The sequence below is a fragment of the Stappia sp. TSB10P1A genome, from assembly GCF_900185725.1.
GTDB lineage: Bacteria > Pseudomonadota > Alphaproteobacteria > Rhizobiales > Stappiaceae > Stappia.
In genome coordinates, this window is the sequence record NZ_FYAU01000018.1 from 189,449 (window position 1) to 204,260 (window position 14,812).

Here is a 14,812-nt window from a genome sequence, read left to right on the forward strand (position 1 = left end):
CGGCAGAGCTTTTTACTTTGACGGCTAAGCAAATCGAGGGCGTGCTCGAACCGCTGGCGGAGCTGCGGGTCAAGGTGTTCCGGGACTGGCCGTATCTCTACGAGGGCTCGCCGGACTACGAGCGCAGCTATCTGCGCCGCTACGCCGAGAGCGAGGGCGCCGTCGTGGTCGCGGCCTTAGCCGGCAAACAACTTGTCGGGGCGGCGACCGGCCAGCCGCTGGCCGGCGAGGTGGCGGAGTTCCGCGATCCCTTCGAGGCTGCGGGCTTCGACCCCGCGACGATCTTCTATTTCGCCGAATCCGTGCTGGACGCGCAGTGGCGGGGGCAGGGGCTGGGCCACGGCTTCTTCGATGCGCGCGAGGCGCATGCGCGCGCCCTCGGCTTCGACCGCGCGGCATTCTGCGCGGTGATCCGCCCCATGGACCACCCGGCGCGGCCGAAGGACTACCGCCCGCTCGACCCGTTCTGGCGCAAGCGTGGCTATCTGCCGGTCGAGGGGCTGACGGTCGGCTTCGACTGGCCGGATGTCGGCGAGACGGCGTCGAGCCGCAAGCGGATGCAGGTGTGGATGCGCGACGGCCTGCTGTCCGGTGCAGGGTGAGCGGCGAAAAACGAGCGGCGAAAAGTGAGGGGCGAAAACAGGACCGGCGCGGAGTGACCCGCGCCGGATGGTCGCCCTAATGGGACGCGGCGGCCGTTACGGCTGGACCAGTTCCCAGGTGACGTTGACGCGCACCTCGAGCGAGCTTTCGCCGGCCTCCATCGGCGCCGGGGCGGCGTCCATCTTGGCTTCGCTGCGCGCCATCATCATCATCGGGCGCGGGCCGCCGAAGTCCTGCTCGTTGACCGAGAGCACCCGGCCGAGCTTGACGCCCGCCGCCTCGGCATAGATCTCGGCCTTGCGGATCGCGTCGGCCATCGCCTCCTTGCGGGCGCTGTCCTTCAGCTTGCCTTCCTCGCTGACGATGAAACTGACGCCGCCGATCTGGTTGGCGCCGTCGCGCACCATCACGTCGATCAGCCCGCCGAGCTTGGCAAGGTCGCGCACGCGCACGCCGACATTGTTGCTGACGCGGTAGCCGACGACCTCGCTGCGATAGTCCTCATAGCTCGCGCTCTTGATCTGCCGGTAGCGCGGCTGGACCGAGAAGCCGGAGGTCTGGATGTCGCGATCCTCGATGCCGGCCTCCTTGATGCGGGCGATGACGGTTGTCATCGCCTTGGTGTTGGCGGCCAGCGCCTCAGCGGCGGTGTCGGCATCGCTGACGACGCCGCTGGTGATCACCGCCATGTCGGGCGCGGCGCTGACCACGCCGGTGCCGACCATGTCGATGGTGGCGATGCGCGGGGTCTCCGCGGCCCGCACGGGCAGGGTGGCGGCGGCAAGGGCGAGCGCGCCGACGAAAGCAAGGCGGGCGGCGGTCGGGAGCGGGGTCATGAAATCTCTCCTTGAAAAGCGGTACAGGTCCGCCGCAGCCCTCGGGCGCGAAAGCGGAACGGCGCGACCTTCGCGAGCAATTGCGGCGGACGGAAGGCGCTTCTCCGGTGGCTTTCGGGTTCTTTCGGGTCATTGCGAACGCGGTGCGCCGCGCCTGCGCCGACGGGTGCGGGCACGGCCCGCACCCGCTCAAAAGACGAAAGGCACGAAGGCGATCAGCAGGTAGACCAGGAGCAGGGTCGCCAGATACGGCAGCACTGCCCTGGCGATCCGCTCGATCGGCAGCCCGGCTATGCTCGAGGCGACGAAGAGGTTGATGGCGACCGGCGGCGTCACCATGCCGATGGCAAGGCCGACCACGATGATGATCCCGAAATGCACCGTGTCGAGGCCGAGCTGGGCCGCGAGCGGCAGCAGCATCGGCGTCAGGATGATCAGCGCCGAGGCGGTCTCCAGGAAGACGCCCGCGACCAGGATCACCGCCATGACCAGCAGCAGCAGGACGTAAGGGTTCGAGGACAGCGACAGGGCGGCGCTGGCGATCTGGCCCGGCACCTGCCAGCTCGACAGGGTCCAACTGAGAACCGACGAGGCGGCGATCACGAACATGATCACCGCAGTGGTGACGCCGGCGCGGATCACGATGTCGTAGAGCCGCTTGAGCGTCATGTCGCGATGGATGACGAAGGAAATCAGGATCGCATAGTTCACCGCGATGACGGCGGCCTCCGACGGGGTGAAGATGCCGGAGAAGATGCCGCCGAGGATGATCAGCGGCGCCATCAGGCCCCAGCTCGCGGCGACGAAGCTGCGCCAGATGGTCCGCAGGTTCAGCGCCGTGCCGCGGGGATAGGCGCGGCGGTGGCCCTGGATGAGCGCGACGACGATCAGCCCCACGCCCATGGCGACGCCGGGAATGAAGCCGTTGAGGAAGAGCTTGGCGACCGATTCCTGCGCGATCACCGCGTAGATGATCATCGGCACGGAGGGCGGGATGACAACGCCGATGGTGCCGGAGGCGGCGATCAGCGAGGCGGCCGAGGCCGGATCGTAGCCCTTGCGCTTCAGCTCGGGAACGAGGCTCGCGCCGACGGCGGCGGTGGTCGCCGCGCCCGAGCCGGAAATCGCGGCGAAGAACATGCCGGCAAAGACGGAGACGATGGACAGCCCGCCCTTGATGAAGCCGAAAAGGCTGTCGGCAAACGCCACGAGACGCTTGGAAATCTCGCCCTGCGCCATGACATCGCCGGCCAGGATGAACATCGGCACGGCGACGAGGGCGAAGGAGTTGATGCCGGAGAACATCTGCTGCGGCACTGCCATCAGCGAGGTGTTGGCCATGTGAAGGGCCGTCATGGTGGCCGCGCCGATCACGATGGCGACCGGCAGACCCATGAGCAGGAACAGGACGAACAGCCCGAAGAGAACGAGGCTCATGCCCGGTGATCCTTCGCTGGCACCTGGGGTTCGATCTCCGCCTCGATCTCAGAATGCGGCTCTCGCACGCCTCGTCCGGCCAGGAGCCGGATCAGGTCGATGGACGACAGGAGGGCGATCAACGCGGCGGTGATCGGCATGACGACATAGACGTAGTTCATCGGCAGGCGCAGCGAAGGCGACTTCTGGAAGCTCTGCAGCATCGTATAGCGCCAGCCGACCCAGGCCAGTGCGACCAGAAAGGCGATCGTGACGAGGAGCGCTGCCCCCGTCACGATCCGTTTGAACGCGGGTGGCAGGTTGTCGCGCATGAGCGTCACCGCGATATGCCGCCCCTGCTGGTAGGCCAGCGTGGCGCCGAGGAAGGTGATCCAGATCAGCAGGAAGCGGGCGACTTCCTCTGTCCAGCTCACGGATGTGAAGAACACCCGCGAGACGATCTGGAGCGTGATGACCGCGATCAGCGCGGCCATCCCCACGAACACAACGGGCTTGAGCACCTCGCCCAGAAGGCGGTCAATCCACGCCAACCGCGCCAGCATCCTACTTCAGCGCCTCCTGGATGCGCGGCAGGTAGTCGCCGAACTTCTCGCCGTACTTCTCGTAGACCGGCTGAACGGCGGCGGAGAAGGCGGACAGGTCGGCGTTCTCGATCACGGTCATGCCGGCATCCTTGAGCGCCTGAAGCTGCTCGCCTTCAAGGCGGGCATTGAGCGCGCGCTCGTATTCGGCCGCTTCCTGGGCAGCCTGACGAACGATCTCCTGCGTCTCGCCGGACAGCTCGCTCCATTTCGGCATGCCCATGACGAAGAGCGCCGGGGCATAGGTGTGCCGGGTCATGGTCATGTTGGTCTGGGTCTCGTTCAGCTTGAACGAGTAGACCACGCCGACCGGGTTTTCCTGGCCGTCGATCGTGCCCTGCTGCATGGCGGTGAGAGCCTCGGTCCAGGCCATCGGAATGGCATCGGCGCCGAGCTGGCGGAAGCTGTCGATATAGACCGGGTTCTCCATCACGCGCACGCGCAGGCCGCTGAGATCGGCCGGGCTGTTCACCGGGCGCTTGGAGTTGGTGAGGTTGCGGAAGCCGCGCTCGGCATAGGCGAGGCCCTTGAGATTGACCTCCGACAGGCGGTCGAGGAGCTCCTGGCCGATCTCGCCGTCAAGCACCTTGTAGGCGGCCTCGGGCGAGGGGAAGAGGAAGGGCAGTTCGAACACGGCCATCTCTTCGAGGAAGTTGGACACCGGGCCGTTGGTGATCACGCCCATGTCGACGGTGCCGATCTGCATGCCCTCGAGCAGGGTACGCTCGTCGCCCAGCGTGGCATTGGGGAAGATCTCGACGGTGATCTTGCCGTCGGACCGCTCGGCAACCAGCTCCTTGAACTTTACCGCGGCGGCGTGGAACCCGTCCTGTTCGTTAACCACATGCGCAAGACGCAGGGTCACCGTATCGATCTCTGCGAGAGCCGGAAGCGCGCTCACGCCAATCGTCATGACGGCGACTGCCGCTGCCCTGAAGATATTCATAACGTTTCCTCCTGGATATTTAAGGAGAGCGCGAAAGACTTTAAGTCGATCGGCGCCCGCAAGCGTGTCATTGTTCTGTGAATGATGGAGCCGACATTCCCGAATTAGTCTACCGAATGGCGTCAGGTTTATGTCGTTTCATAAGCTGACCAAGCGTTTCGCGTCAAGGATGGCGATGCGGTGGCTTATAACGTCGAGTTGTAGCGCCTTGCGCGGGTGGCGCCGGCACAGGCACCGGCGCGACAGAGGACACGACAGAGGAAGCGCGCGGGGGGAGGCGAAAGCCGCAAGTTACCGGGGGAGCGTGGGCGGTGCCGCTTCGGGCGGCATCGCTTCGGGGAGCGTGGGGGGCGCCGGTGGCTCGAGCGGGCGCGCCACCATCGGCTCGCCGACCTCGCCGTCGGCGGAGAGCAGCACGGCGACCGGCCGGGAGGCCGGGAACTGGGCGCAGATGATCAGCACCATCACCGTCAGCGGCACGCAGACCAGCATGCCGGTGACGCCCCACACCGCCCCCCAGAACGACAGGGACAGCATGATCACCAGGCCCGACAGGTTGAGGCTGTTGCCCATCAAACGCGGCTCCAGCAGGTTGCCGATCAGGAACTGGATGGTGCCGAGGCCGAGGCTGATCACCAGGAAGGGGGTCAGCGTGTCGAAATGCACCAAGGCCAGCAGGCTGGGGAAGATCACGGAGATCAGCGAGCCGATGGTCGGGATGAAGTTGAGCGCGAAGGCGATGAAGCCGAACAGCGCCGCGTAGGGAAGATCGAGCAGCGTCAGCAGGCCGGCCGTCAGACTGCCGGTCAGCACGCTGACCGCGGTCTTGATGCCGAGATAGTGGCGCAGCGCCCCGGTGATCCGCTCGCGCATCAGGAAGGCGATCTCCGCCCGCTCGCGCGAGGAGAACAGCCGCGCCATCTTGCGGTCGAAGGTCGAGCGCTCGAGCAGCAGGAACAGCACGTAGATGAAGACCAGCGAGGCGGAGCCGGCGATCTGGGTGATGGCGTTGGCGCCGGCGCTGATCGCCCGGTTGAGGGCATTGTCGGGAACGAGGTCGCGCAGTTGCACCGGATCGGCGAGCCCGCCCCAGGTGGAGGCGGTCTGCAGCACCTGGTCGAGCCGGGCCTGGTAGACGGGCGCGTCGCGGGCGAGTTCCCGCAGGTTGGCGGCGACGATGTCGACGGCCATCCCTGAGACGGTGAAGATCACCGCCAGCGCGGCGGGCAGGGCGATGAAGCCGGGCAGGCGCAGCGGGCCGAGCGGAATGGCGCGGATCGCCTCGGCCAGCGCGACGATCAGATACCAGACCAGGAGGGCGATGACGAAGGGAATGAGCAGCGAGCGGCCGAGAACCAGCAGCCAGCCGAACAGGAAGACCGAAATCAGGGTCGAGGCGACGAGGAGCGGAAATTGCGGCATGAGGCTCCCTGTGGCTAGGCTCCCTGTTGCGAGGCTCCCCGTTGCGAGGGTCCTGCTGCTCGCATGCGGTCCCCACACCGGGTTGCGCAGCTTCCTGCTTGTCGCCCGGCACGCCCCGCCTTGCAAGCCCCCGAAGAGGTGCTATAGGAAGGATCGCGCCGCGCGCAGGCGGATCCTTGGTTCCTTGCCTGCCAGCCGCATGGGCCTGTGGCTCATGGGCCTGTAGCTCAATGGTTAGAGCCGTCCGCTCATAACGGATTGGTTGCAGGTTCGAGTCCTGCCGGGCCCACCACTTCTCGCTCACGCAAAACTCGCTTCGCTCGCCTGCTCCGCGGGGGCGGGCGAAAGCCCGGGCCGCAGTTGCGGCCTTGTTCCGGCTCGCGGGAGCTCCGCTCGCCTCCACCGTCTTTTCCTTTTTTCCTGATTTAAGTGATACTGGTAATATTGCCAGGTCTACACGGGGGCTCTCTCGGTGTATCCTCCCGGTATTGTTCAGTAATTGTTGCCGTCTGCCCAAAGGGCAGCCCGGTTCCGGTTCTCTCGACCTGGAGAGTTTCCGCATGAAGCGCGCCCTGCATCTGGTTCTTGCCGTTTCCCTGACTGTCGCGCCGATGAATGGCGCATCGGCGAACTCTGTGACGGCGGTGGAGGCGGTCAAGATCTCCACCCGGCTCGGTGCGTCGGTCGCCAAGGCGTTCCTCGCCCACGAGACGCTGCAGATCCCGCCGTCCGGCCTTGCTCCCGAAGCGCGCAGCGAGGCGGTCGAGACGGCGCTCGCGCGCTATCAACTTGCCAGGAACCTTTACAGCGGCGCCTCGACCGGCACCCAGATGGTCAAGGCGGTCGCCGCTGCGGGCTTTGCCGTGGGAACGATCTATACCGGCGGCGCCCTGCCGATCGTGCTGCTCGGTGTCGGCTCGGCGGCGAGCCTGGAGATGACCGATCTGTGGATCGAGACCCGCGGCAAGGAAAACACCGGGCTGTTGCTGGCGGCGCTGTCGAAGGACCTCATGGCCGAGACCGGCGCCGCCTCGGTGGAGGAGTTGCTGGCCGAGCCGGACCGCATCGTCCGCGTCCTGCGCGAGAAGGACGCGTTCCTCAAGGACATCAAGGCGCGGGCAAAGGCCTCCGGCGACGACAGGCTGCTCGATGTGGCGACGGAGGCGCTCGAAGCCTTCGCGGCGAATGTGGAGGCGAGCGAATTCGAGTTGCTGGTGAAGACGGCCGGCACCGTCGCCGACCTCGACAAGCGGTTCACCAACTTCGTGGTGCAGGCAACGGACAGCCTGCAGCGGATCGACGGCCGGCTGGCCGAACAGCAGGAGCTCATCGCGGCGATCCGGGTCGACGTGACGACGCTGCGCGAACAGGTTGCGGTGCTGGACCGGAAGATCGACACGCTCGGCGCGAACCAGGATCTGATCGTGGATTTCATGTTCTCCGGGCTCGGCTCCGCGGAGAAAGCGGCGGCGCTGCGTAGCGGCATGCTCGACCGCCGCATCGTCTGTCCGCAGGACAGGCCGGACTGCGATCGGGACGCGGTCAAGGCGGCGATGATCGAGCGCTACGAGACGGACGCGCGGATCCGAGAGAATGTCGAGCTCGCCGGCTCCATCCTGAAGGGCATCAACGACATCTCGACCATCGCCAACAATCTCAACATCCCCATCGGCAAGGACGGCCAGAAGGTGCTGGAAGTCGCGGGGGCGGCCGTCAACGCCTATATCGGCATCATGGCGGGTGACTATCTGGGTGCGGTCGCATCGATCACCGGCCTCTTTCGCAAGAAGTCGGATCCGGATGCCGAGCGCTTCAAGATCATGATGACGTATCTGCGCGAGCAGTTCGAGGCGGTCAACCGTCAGCTTCAGGCGATCCAGCAGAACCAGAAAGCGATCTTCGATGCGGTGGTCGGCCTCTCCCAGCAGCTCGAAACGGTCTATGTGCAACTCGACGGCCGGCTCGAGCGAATGGAAATCCAGATGGTCGAGATTTCCGACAATCTGAAGCAACTCATCTGGGCGCCGTGGCAGTCCTGCTTCTCGGTCTATGCCTATGCGTTGCAGAACGGTCATGTGGACGCGCGAACGCTTTCCTTCCCCGATTTTACCGCCCTTCGCCACGTGGCGGACGCGCGGGCACCGCAGGCACGGGATTGCATGAACACGGTGACGGTGGCGCTCGACAGCCTCAACTCGATGTCGGGCTTCGCCAATTTTCTCGATCTGTCGATCTCGCTCAATCCGGCCAGCATCGCCGGGCATGGCAATCTGACGGCGGCCCTTCGGGATGAAGCCAACAAGTGGGGCCATCTGGAAACGCTCTTCCGCAACACGATCGCCAATCCCGCCACGCGCATCGCCGAGGATTGGGCCGCGCGCAACGGCCTGTCGGACGAGGCGTTGTTCTTTCTGCTCGCCTCGGACCTCTACAGCGTCGCCGACCTGCAGCGCGTTCGCGCGCGTATCGCCGAGGGCGGCCTGCCTTCGGGCTGCTCGAGCACCGTCGCGGATTTTGCGGTGGTGCGCGGGCTCATCTGTTTTCCGGGCGAGAACCCGGCGGCACTGGCCAGGCGTCATTCCCGATCGGTGCTGTCGGTCGACGTCATGCTGGACGTGGTCGACTGGATGGCGGTGGTCGCGCAACTCGGCAATATCTACGACAAGGATCCGGGCACGTTCGCCGCAACCCTGACCGCGCTGAGCCGGATGCCGGCCTACAACGCGGGACAGGAGATCGTGGCGCGAATGATCGATGCATCGACGCTGGCTCTGGCCTCGCAATACCGCCTCTACGGCCAGGTGACAGCCCTCGGCGCCGCGGAGGACATCGCCGCGGGGCGGGCGGGTCGCGACCACCTGCTGCTGCTCGCCAACAACTCGTACCTCGCCGACAACACCGCGACGATCCTGCTGCATCTGAAGCGCGACAGTTGGGACCTCGAACAGGGCATTGTCGGTCCGAGCTTCGAGGCGCGCTATACGCAGGCCCTTGTCCATGCGCGAGAGGACGTGCCGACCCGCTTCGAGCCGCTGCACGCTCTGTTCGGCCGGAAGCACGCTTTCGCTCTCGACGGCGCCGGCCTGCCCTCGCTGCTCATCGAGATCGACGACGAGAAGATTCACCTGCGCTTGCCTGCTCCCACGCATCTGGTCGAGGGCCGCATCGTCTACCCGCCGGTGACCTACGCGCTGCGGGCGAGGAAGGACGGTCTCATCGACCGTCGCCTCGACTACGAGTTCGGGGCAGAGCCCGAGCTTGCCCTCAGTATCCTGGAGAACTGACGATGATCGGGCGCCTGCTGTTTTGTCTCGTTCTCGGCACGGCGATGCCGGTGTTCGCCGGCCCCGCGCCCGACCTTCTGGGCAAGACGCTGTCGGAGATCAGTGAGGATTTCTCGCAAGCCGACTTCTCGCTGCTGGTTCAGCAGGTCGAAGCGGCTGAACCGAAAGGGCGGGTGTTCCTGCAGGTGCCGTCTCCGGGGGCGGACATGGGGGAGGGCGCCATGGTCTACGTGCGGGTGTCGCAGGGGCTGATGGTTCCCGCCGGGCTTGCCGGGCGCAACGCGGAGACGGTGGTGACCGAGCTGGAGGCGCGCGGATTTGCGGTGGAGCGCACGTCCACCCTGGTGCTGGGTGTCCCCGACGGGATCGTCGCTGCGGTGATCCCGGAGGAAGGCACGTTCCTCGATGCGACGCAGGACGTGGTGTTTCTGCAAGTGTCCAACGACAGGGGGATCGAGATCCCCAATCTCGTCGGGCTGCGGATCGGCCAGGCCCGCGACATGCTGGCAGCTCTCGGGCTTCGCGGCGAACTCGTCACCAAGCTCGACCTGCGTTCGATCGGCAGCATCTGCACCGGGTTCACCGACTTCACCGCCGAGATCACCGCCTCCGATCCGCCGCATGGCCAGCATCTGTTGCACGGGTCCACGGTCCGGCTGGAGGGGAAGAAGGTCGTTTCCTGGTCCATGGCCCCTGAACCTTGCGGTCCCGGCGGAATTCCCAGGTAACGGACGGAGCGCGCCCGAGAACCTGCTATTCCCGTCGTGTTTCGCGGGGCGATGGTGTAGCGTTGTGCGATGACGACACACGGACCGGACGCCGCATGCCCGCTCCGCCCGGCGCGATGGCTGATCGCGATCCTGGCGGTGCTGTTCGCATGGGCGGCGGTCCTGCCGCACGGGGCCCGTGCCGCGCCGTCGCAGCCGGTGGCGCCGATCGTCGTCGACGAGACCGGATCCGCGTTTCTGTCCCTCTCCGCCGTCCTGCCGGACGGGGCGCCCGACCAGCGCCGGCAGGTGCTGGCGATGCCGACGCCGCTCGGCGGCGATCTGGATGCGGCCATCGTCGCCCGCCCGCCGGCGGCGGCCGCACCGCAGGGATGGGAGCCGCGCCGGACCGCCGCCGTCCGTCCCGCGCTGCCAAACCGCCCGGCCGGGGCACACCACCCCCGAGCGCCTCCCGTCTCCCGCTGAAACCCTCTCACGGCTGCCAATTGCAGCTATCGACGGATTTTCGAGAGATTTCGGGGCCGTGCCGCACAAGGCGAGCGCGCGCCGCAGCGGAGACATCACCATGCAGTTTCTTGCCGGACTGGCCATGTTCACGGCCGCAATCGCTTCCATCATCTTCACCAAGCCGCGCGAGGAGGGACTGTTCGCCGTCCTCGTCGCCAAGCCCGCAGTCGCCTCGATCGTGGCGCTGGGCATCACCGTAATGCTGCTGTTCGGGCTGATCCTGCTGATCGCCGGTGGGGCCAACCTGCTCTCGTCGGCCGCCTGACACCCGGTACGACAGGCCGCCGCCTGCGATGCGCGGGCGGCGGCTTGCGCCCCCAGCAAGCGCCCTGCAACAAGAACCCCTAAGCAAGAGCGCTGCAGAAAGAGCGCTGCAGAAAGAGTCTGGCAAACGCACCCGGTCGCCCCGTCCGCCCTGTCCGCCGGTTGCCTCCGGGAAAGCACGCACTTTTCCGCCCGGCCTGCAGATCTCAAAATCGTCGGGCCGCACGTCCGGCAATCGACCCATTCATTTCCCGACGGAGTTCGTGATGCGTTTTTGTCTATCCGGCCTGCCCGCCTTGCTGGGCGTTCTCCTGCTTCCCGGTCTTGGCTTCGCGCAGCCGCAGCAGGAGAGCGGATCGCCGTGGGGCGAGGCGGCCATCGTCGAGACCAGCGGCGGCAAGGTGGCGGGTTTCGTCCGCAACGGCGCGCTGGAGTTTCGCGGCATTCCCTATGGCGCCTCGGTGGGAGGCGAGGGGCGATGGGCAATGCCGCAACCGGCGGCCGCCTGGGACGGGGTGTTGCCGGCCATGCATTTCAAGGGCGACTGCGCCCAGGCCGAGCGCTACGGCATGACGGCGCGCAGCGACAACGAGGACTGCCTGGCGCTCAACATCTCCATGCCCTATTCCGGCGAACAGCCGGGCACAACCAAGCGGCCGGTCGTCGTGTGGATCCATGGCGGGGCCTTTGTCGGCGGATCGGGAGCGCTCTACCGGCTCGACCGCCTGGCGCTGGCGGCCGATGCGGTCGTCGTCAGCATGAACTATCGGCTCGGCGTGTTCGGCTTCATGCCGCATCCCGCCTTCGATGCGCAGATCAACGGCGGCTTCGCGCTGGAGGACCAGCGCCTGGCGATGCGGTGGGTGCGGGACAATATCGCCGCGTTCGGCGGCGACCCGGAGAACATCACGCTGGCGGGCGAATCGGCGGGTGCCGCCTCGGTCTGCATGCATCTGATCGCGCCGGAGGAGACATCCGGCCTGTTCCACAAGGCGATCGTGCAGAGCGGCGCCTGCGTCTTCAAGCTGCACAACGTGGAGGAGCGCAACAGCTTCGGCGAGCGAGTCGCACAGGAAGCCGGCTGCACCGACCCGGCCACCGCGCTGGAGTGCCTGCGCGGGAAGGACCCGCAGGTGGTGATTGCGGCCGGCGACAGGGCCGGGACCGGCGACCTGATGGCCTTCGCCCCGCCCTACGGCACCAAGACCCTGCCGCGTCAGGGACTGGAGGCGCTGGACACCGGGCGCTTCGTGCAGGTGCCGGTGCTGAACGGCGGAACCCGGGACGAGTTGCGGCTCTATGTCGGATACGACGTGCTGGCCGGCGCGACCTACACCGCCGACACCTATGACAAGACGATCGAGGCGCTCTACGGCGAGGAGGCCGCCGAGGTGGTCGGCCAATACCCGTTCGACCGGTTCTCGTCCGTGCCGGTGGCGCTGGCCACCGCGATGACCGACTTCCGTCCCGATGTCGGCATCAACCGTTGCCTCTATGTGGAATCGGCGCGGCTGATGTCGCGGCACGTTCCGGTCTATCAGTGGGAATATGCCGATCGCGGGACGAGGGTGCTCGGGGTCGCCATGCTGTCGGATCCGGGCTTTGAACTGGGGGCGGCGCATTCGTCCGAGCTCAACATCTTCTTCCCCGGCTTTTCCAGCACGGCGGCGATGTCGGCACCGGAGCCCTCGCCGGCCTCCGCGGCCCTGGGCGAGCAGGTGATGGCAAGCTGGGTCGGCTTCATCCGTAACGGCGATCCGGCAGCGGCGCAGGTCCCGGACTGGAAGCGCTTCGCCGAGGGCGAGACGGCGATGCGCTTCGAGCCGGGCAATGTGCATGTCTTCGACCCGTGGGCGGATGCCAATTGCGACTTCTGGCGCGGGCTTTATCCGGATCACTTCGGCAGCCGATAGGCGCCCCGCCAGGCGAGCAGGCGCATGGCATTGGCGGTGACCAGCACGGTCGCGCCGGTGTCGGCGAGGATCGCCGGCCACAGGCCGGTGATGCCGAGCACGGTGGTGACCAGGAACACCGCCTTGAGCCCGAGCGCGAGGCCGATGTTCTGCCAGATGTTGCGCATGGTGGCGCGCGACAGCGCCACCATGTCGGCAACGTCGGTGACGCGGCCATGCAGGATGGCGGCGTCGGCGGTCTCCAGCGCCACATCGGTGCCCCCGCCCATGGCGATGCCGACATCGGCAGCGGCAAGCGCCGGGGCGTCGTTGATGCCGTCGCCGATCTTGGCGACGCGGTAACCCTTCGCCCGCATCTCCCCGACGATCCGCTGCTTGTCCTGCGGCAGCAGGTCGGCATGGGCCTCGATCCCCAGCGTCCCGGCGATGGCACTGGCGGTGCGGGCATTGTCGCCGGTCAGCATGACCGCCTCAACGCCGAGGGCGCGCAGGGCCGCGAGCCCCTGGACGGCGTCCTCGCGCGGCTCGTCGCGCAGGGCGATCAGGCCGGCGATAGTGCCGTCGACCAGCAGCAGGGAGACGGTCTTGCCCGCATCGTTGAGGGCGGCGATCCGCTGTGCCAGCGCGGCGTCCAGCGGCGCGGTTTCGGCGGCGGCGCGCGCGGAGGCGAGGAACAGCCGCCGCCCCTCCAGCATGCCGGCGACACCGCGCCCTCCCAGCGCGGTGGCCTGGGAAGCGGCGACGACCTTGATGCCGTCGGCTTGCGCCCGCGCCAGGATCGCCAGCGCCAGCGGATGGCTGGAGCCGGCTTCCAGCGCGGCGGCAAGGCGCAGCACCTGGCGTTCGTCCATGGTAAGGCCGAGGATGTCGGTGACCTTGGGCTTTCCTTCCGTCAGCGTGCCGGTCTTGTCGAAGGCGGCGCGGTCGATCCGCCCCAGCCCCTCCAGCACCGCGCCGCCCTTCATCAACAGGCCGCGGCGGGCGCCCGCCGACAGGGCGGCGGCGATGGCCGCCGGGGTCGAGATGACGAGGGCGCAGGGGCAGCCGATCAGCAGCACGGCAAGGCCGCGATAGATCCAGGTAGCCCACTCAGCCCCGCCGACGAGCGGCGGCAGCACGGCGATCAGCGCGGCGACGACCATGACGGCGGGCGTGTAATAGCGCGAGAAGCGGTCGATGAAACGCTCGGTCGGGGCCTTGGACTCCTGCGCCTCCTCGACCAGGGCAATGACGCGGGAGATGGTGTTGTCGGCCGCCGCGGCGGTGACCTCCAGGCGCAGCAGGCCGTCCTGATTGACGGTGCCGGCAAAGACCGCGTCGCCCGGCTCCTTGCGTTTCGGCACGGATTCGCCGGTCACCGGCGCCTCGTCGACGGCGCTTTCCCCGGAGAGCACGGTGCCGTCCGCCGGGATGCGGTCGCCGGGGCGCACCAGCACCACCGCGCCGACGGCAAGACTGTCGGCTGCTACCGTCTCGGTTTCGCCGTCGCGCTCCAGCAGCGCGGTCTTCGGCATCAGCTCGGCAAGGGCGCGGATCGAGGCGCGTGCGCGGCCGGCGGCAATGCCCTCGAGCAATTCGCCGATCAGGAACAGGACGACGACCACCGCCGCTTCCTCGGCCGCGTCGATGACGACGGCGCCGGCGGCGGCGACGGTCATCAAGGTCTCGATGGAGAAGGGACTGCCGTTCATCGCGCCGGCCAGCGCCCGCCGGGCGATCGGCACGAGGCCGACCGCCATGGCGAGGGTGAAGGCCCAGAACGCGGTTGTGGGCACGAGGTGCGCGGCGGCGAAAGCCACCGCCAGCGCCAGGCCGCACAGGATCGTCAGCCGCGCCTTGGCGCTGCGCCACCAGGGGCCTTCGAGCGGCGCGTGGTGGTGAGAGCCGCGCGGCTCGCCGGCGGCGCGGTCAGGGGCGCGGTCAGGGGCGTGGTGGTGGTGATCATGGTCGTGGCCGCAGCAGGGCGCGGATGCCGGCGCGCCCGGTTCGGCCGGCGAGCGGGCGTCCAGCGGCACGGCGCGATAGCCGAGGCTGCCGACCTTGCGGGCGAGGCCGGCAAGGTCCGCCTCCTCGCCATGGGTCACGGTCAGGGTGCCGGCGACGACCGACACGCGGACATCGGCAATCCCGGGCAGACGCCGGACGGCGCGGTCGATCTTGTCGGCACAACTGGCGCAGTCCATGCCGTCCACGCGGAAGCGGGTGAGGCGGTCGGTCACGCTCATGCGGTCAACTCCTGTTGGTCAGGAGCAGGACCATAGGACCTCTAGCGACTAGAGGATCAAGGGGGG

Annotated in this window: 12 protein-coding genes and 1 tRNA gene; 7 read left to right on the top strand and 6 right to left on the bottom strand. The window is 67.5% G+C overall.

The features are described from left to right. Positions 1-17: 17 nt before the first annotated feature. Positions 18-602 carry a GNAT family N-acetyltransferase gene (locus TSB10P1A_RS07510; RefSeq protein WP_371515073.1) on the top strand — a complete coding sequence of 195 codons (585 nt, stop codon included), beginning with the start codon at positions 18-20 and terminating at the stop codon, positions 600-602. A gap of 96 nt (positions 603-698) precedes the next feature. Here the strand turns inward: TSB10P1A_RS07510 and TSB10P1A_RS07515 are convergent, their stop codons facing one another. The 5 genes from TSB10P1A_RS07515 to TSB10P1A_RS07535 all read right to left on the bottom strand — a co-directional run bounded on the left by TSB10P1A_RS07515 (position 699) and on the right by TSB10P1A_RS07535 (position 5,825). Next, positions 699-1,439, bottom strand: a complete 741-nt coding sequence (locus TSB10P1A_RS07515; protein WP_186387286.1) for an SIMPL domain-containing protein — start codon at positions 1,437-1,439, stop codon at positions 699-701. A gap of 189 nt (positions 1,440-1,628) precedes the next feature. After that, positions 1,629-2,876, bottom strand: coding sequence for a TRAP transporter large permease (locus tag TSB10P1A_RS07520; protein ID WP_186387287.1), 1,248 nt, complete (start codon positions 2,874-2,876; stop codon positions 1,629-1,631). Then, positions 2,873-3,418 carry a TRAP transporter small permease gene (locus TSB10P1A_RS07525; RefSeq protein ID WP_186387288.1) on the bottom strand — a complete coding sequence of 182 codons (546 nt, stop codon included), beginning with the start codon at positions 3,416-3,418 and terminating at the stop codon, positions 2,873-2,875. Before TSB10P1A_RS07525 ends, TSB10P1A_RS07520 begins: the two co-directional genes overlap by 4 nt. Before the next feature lies 1 nt (position 3,419). Continuing rightward, entirely contained in the window at positions 3,420-4,403 is a 984-nt protein-coding gene (locus tag TSB10P1A_RS07530) for a TRAP transporter substrate-binding protein (protein ID WP_186387289.1), read from the bottom strand. A 291-nt stretch (positions 4,404-4,694) separates the two neighbouring features. Further along, entirely contained in the window at positions 4,695-5,825 is a 1,131-nt protein-coding gene (locus TSB10P1A_RS07535; protein ID WP_186387290.1) for an AI-2E family transporter, read from the bottom strand. A 216-nt stretch (positions 5,826-6,041) separates the two neighbouring features. Between TSB10P1A_RS07535 and TSB10P1A_RS07540 the strand changes: the two genes are divergently transcribed. The 6 genes from TSB10P1A_RS07540 (at position 6,042) to TSB10P1A_RS07565 (ending at position 12,521) form a co-directional block, all read left to right on the top strand. Next, a tRNA-Ile gene (locus TSB10P1A_RS07540) sits at positions 6,042-6,117 on the top strand. A 268-nt stretch (positions 6,118-6,385) separates the two neighbouring features. Next, positions 6,386-9,109, top strand: a complete 2,724-nt coding sequence (locus tag TSB10P1A_RS07545; RefSeq protein ID WP_186387291.1) for a hypothetical protein — start codon at positions 6,386-6,388, stop codon at positions 9,107-9,109. Positions 9,110-9,111: 2 nt separating this feature from the next. After that, positions 9,112-9,837, top strand: a complete 726-nt coding sequence (locus tag TSB10P1A_RS07550) for a PASTA domain-containing protein (protein WP_186387292.1) — start codon at positions 9,112-9,114, stop codon at positions 9,835-9,837. A 69-nt stretch (positions 9,838-9,906) separates the two neighbouring features. Continuing rightward, the gene (locus TSB10P1A_RS07555) at positions 9,907-10,302 is read left to right on the top strand and encodes a hypothetical protein (protein ID WP_186387293.1); all 396 of its coding nucleotides are present in this window, start codon (positions 9,907-9,909) and stop codon (positions 10,300-10,302) included. 100 nt (positions 10,303-10,402) lie between these two features. Beyond that, positions 10,403-10,609, top strand: a complete 207-nt coding sequence (locus tag TSB10P1A_RS07560) for a hypothetical protein (RefSeq protein WP_186387294.1) — start codon at positions 10,403-10,405, stop codon at positions 10,607-10,609. Between the two features lie 265 nt (positions 10,610-10,874). After that, entirely contained in the window at positions 10,875-12,521 is a 1,647-nt protein-coding gene (locus TSB10P1A_RS07565) for a carboxylesterase/lipase family protein (protein WP_186387295.1), read from the top strand. Here the strand turns inward: TSB10P1A_RS07565 and TSB10P1A_RS07570 are convergent. Further along, a complete protein-coding gene (locus TSB10P1A_RS07570; RefSeq protein WP_186387296.1) occupies positions 12,503-14,746 on the bottom strand; it encodes a heavy metal translocating P-type ATPase in 2,244 nt (747 codons plus the stop codon). The genes TSB10P1A_RS07565 and TSB10P1A_RS07570 overlap by 19 nt on opposite strands. Positions 14,747-14,812: the final 66 nt, after the last annotated feature.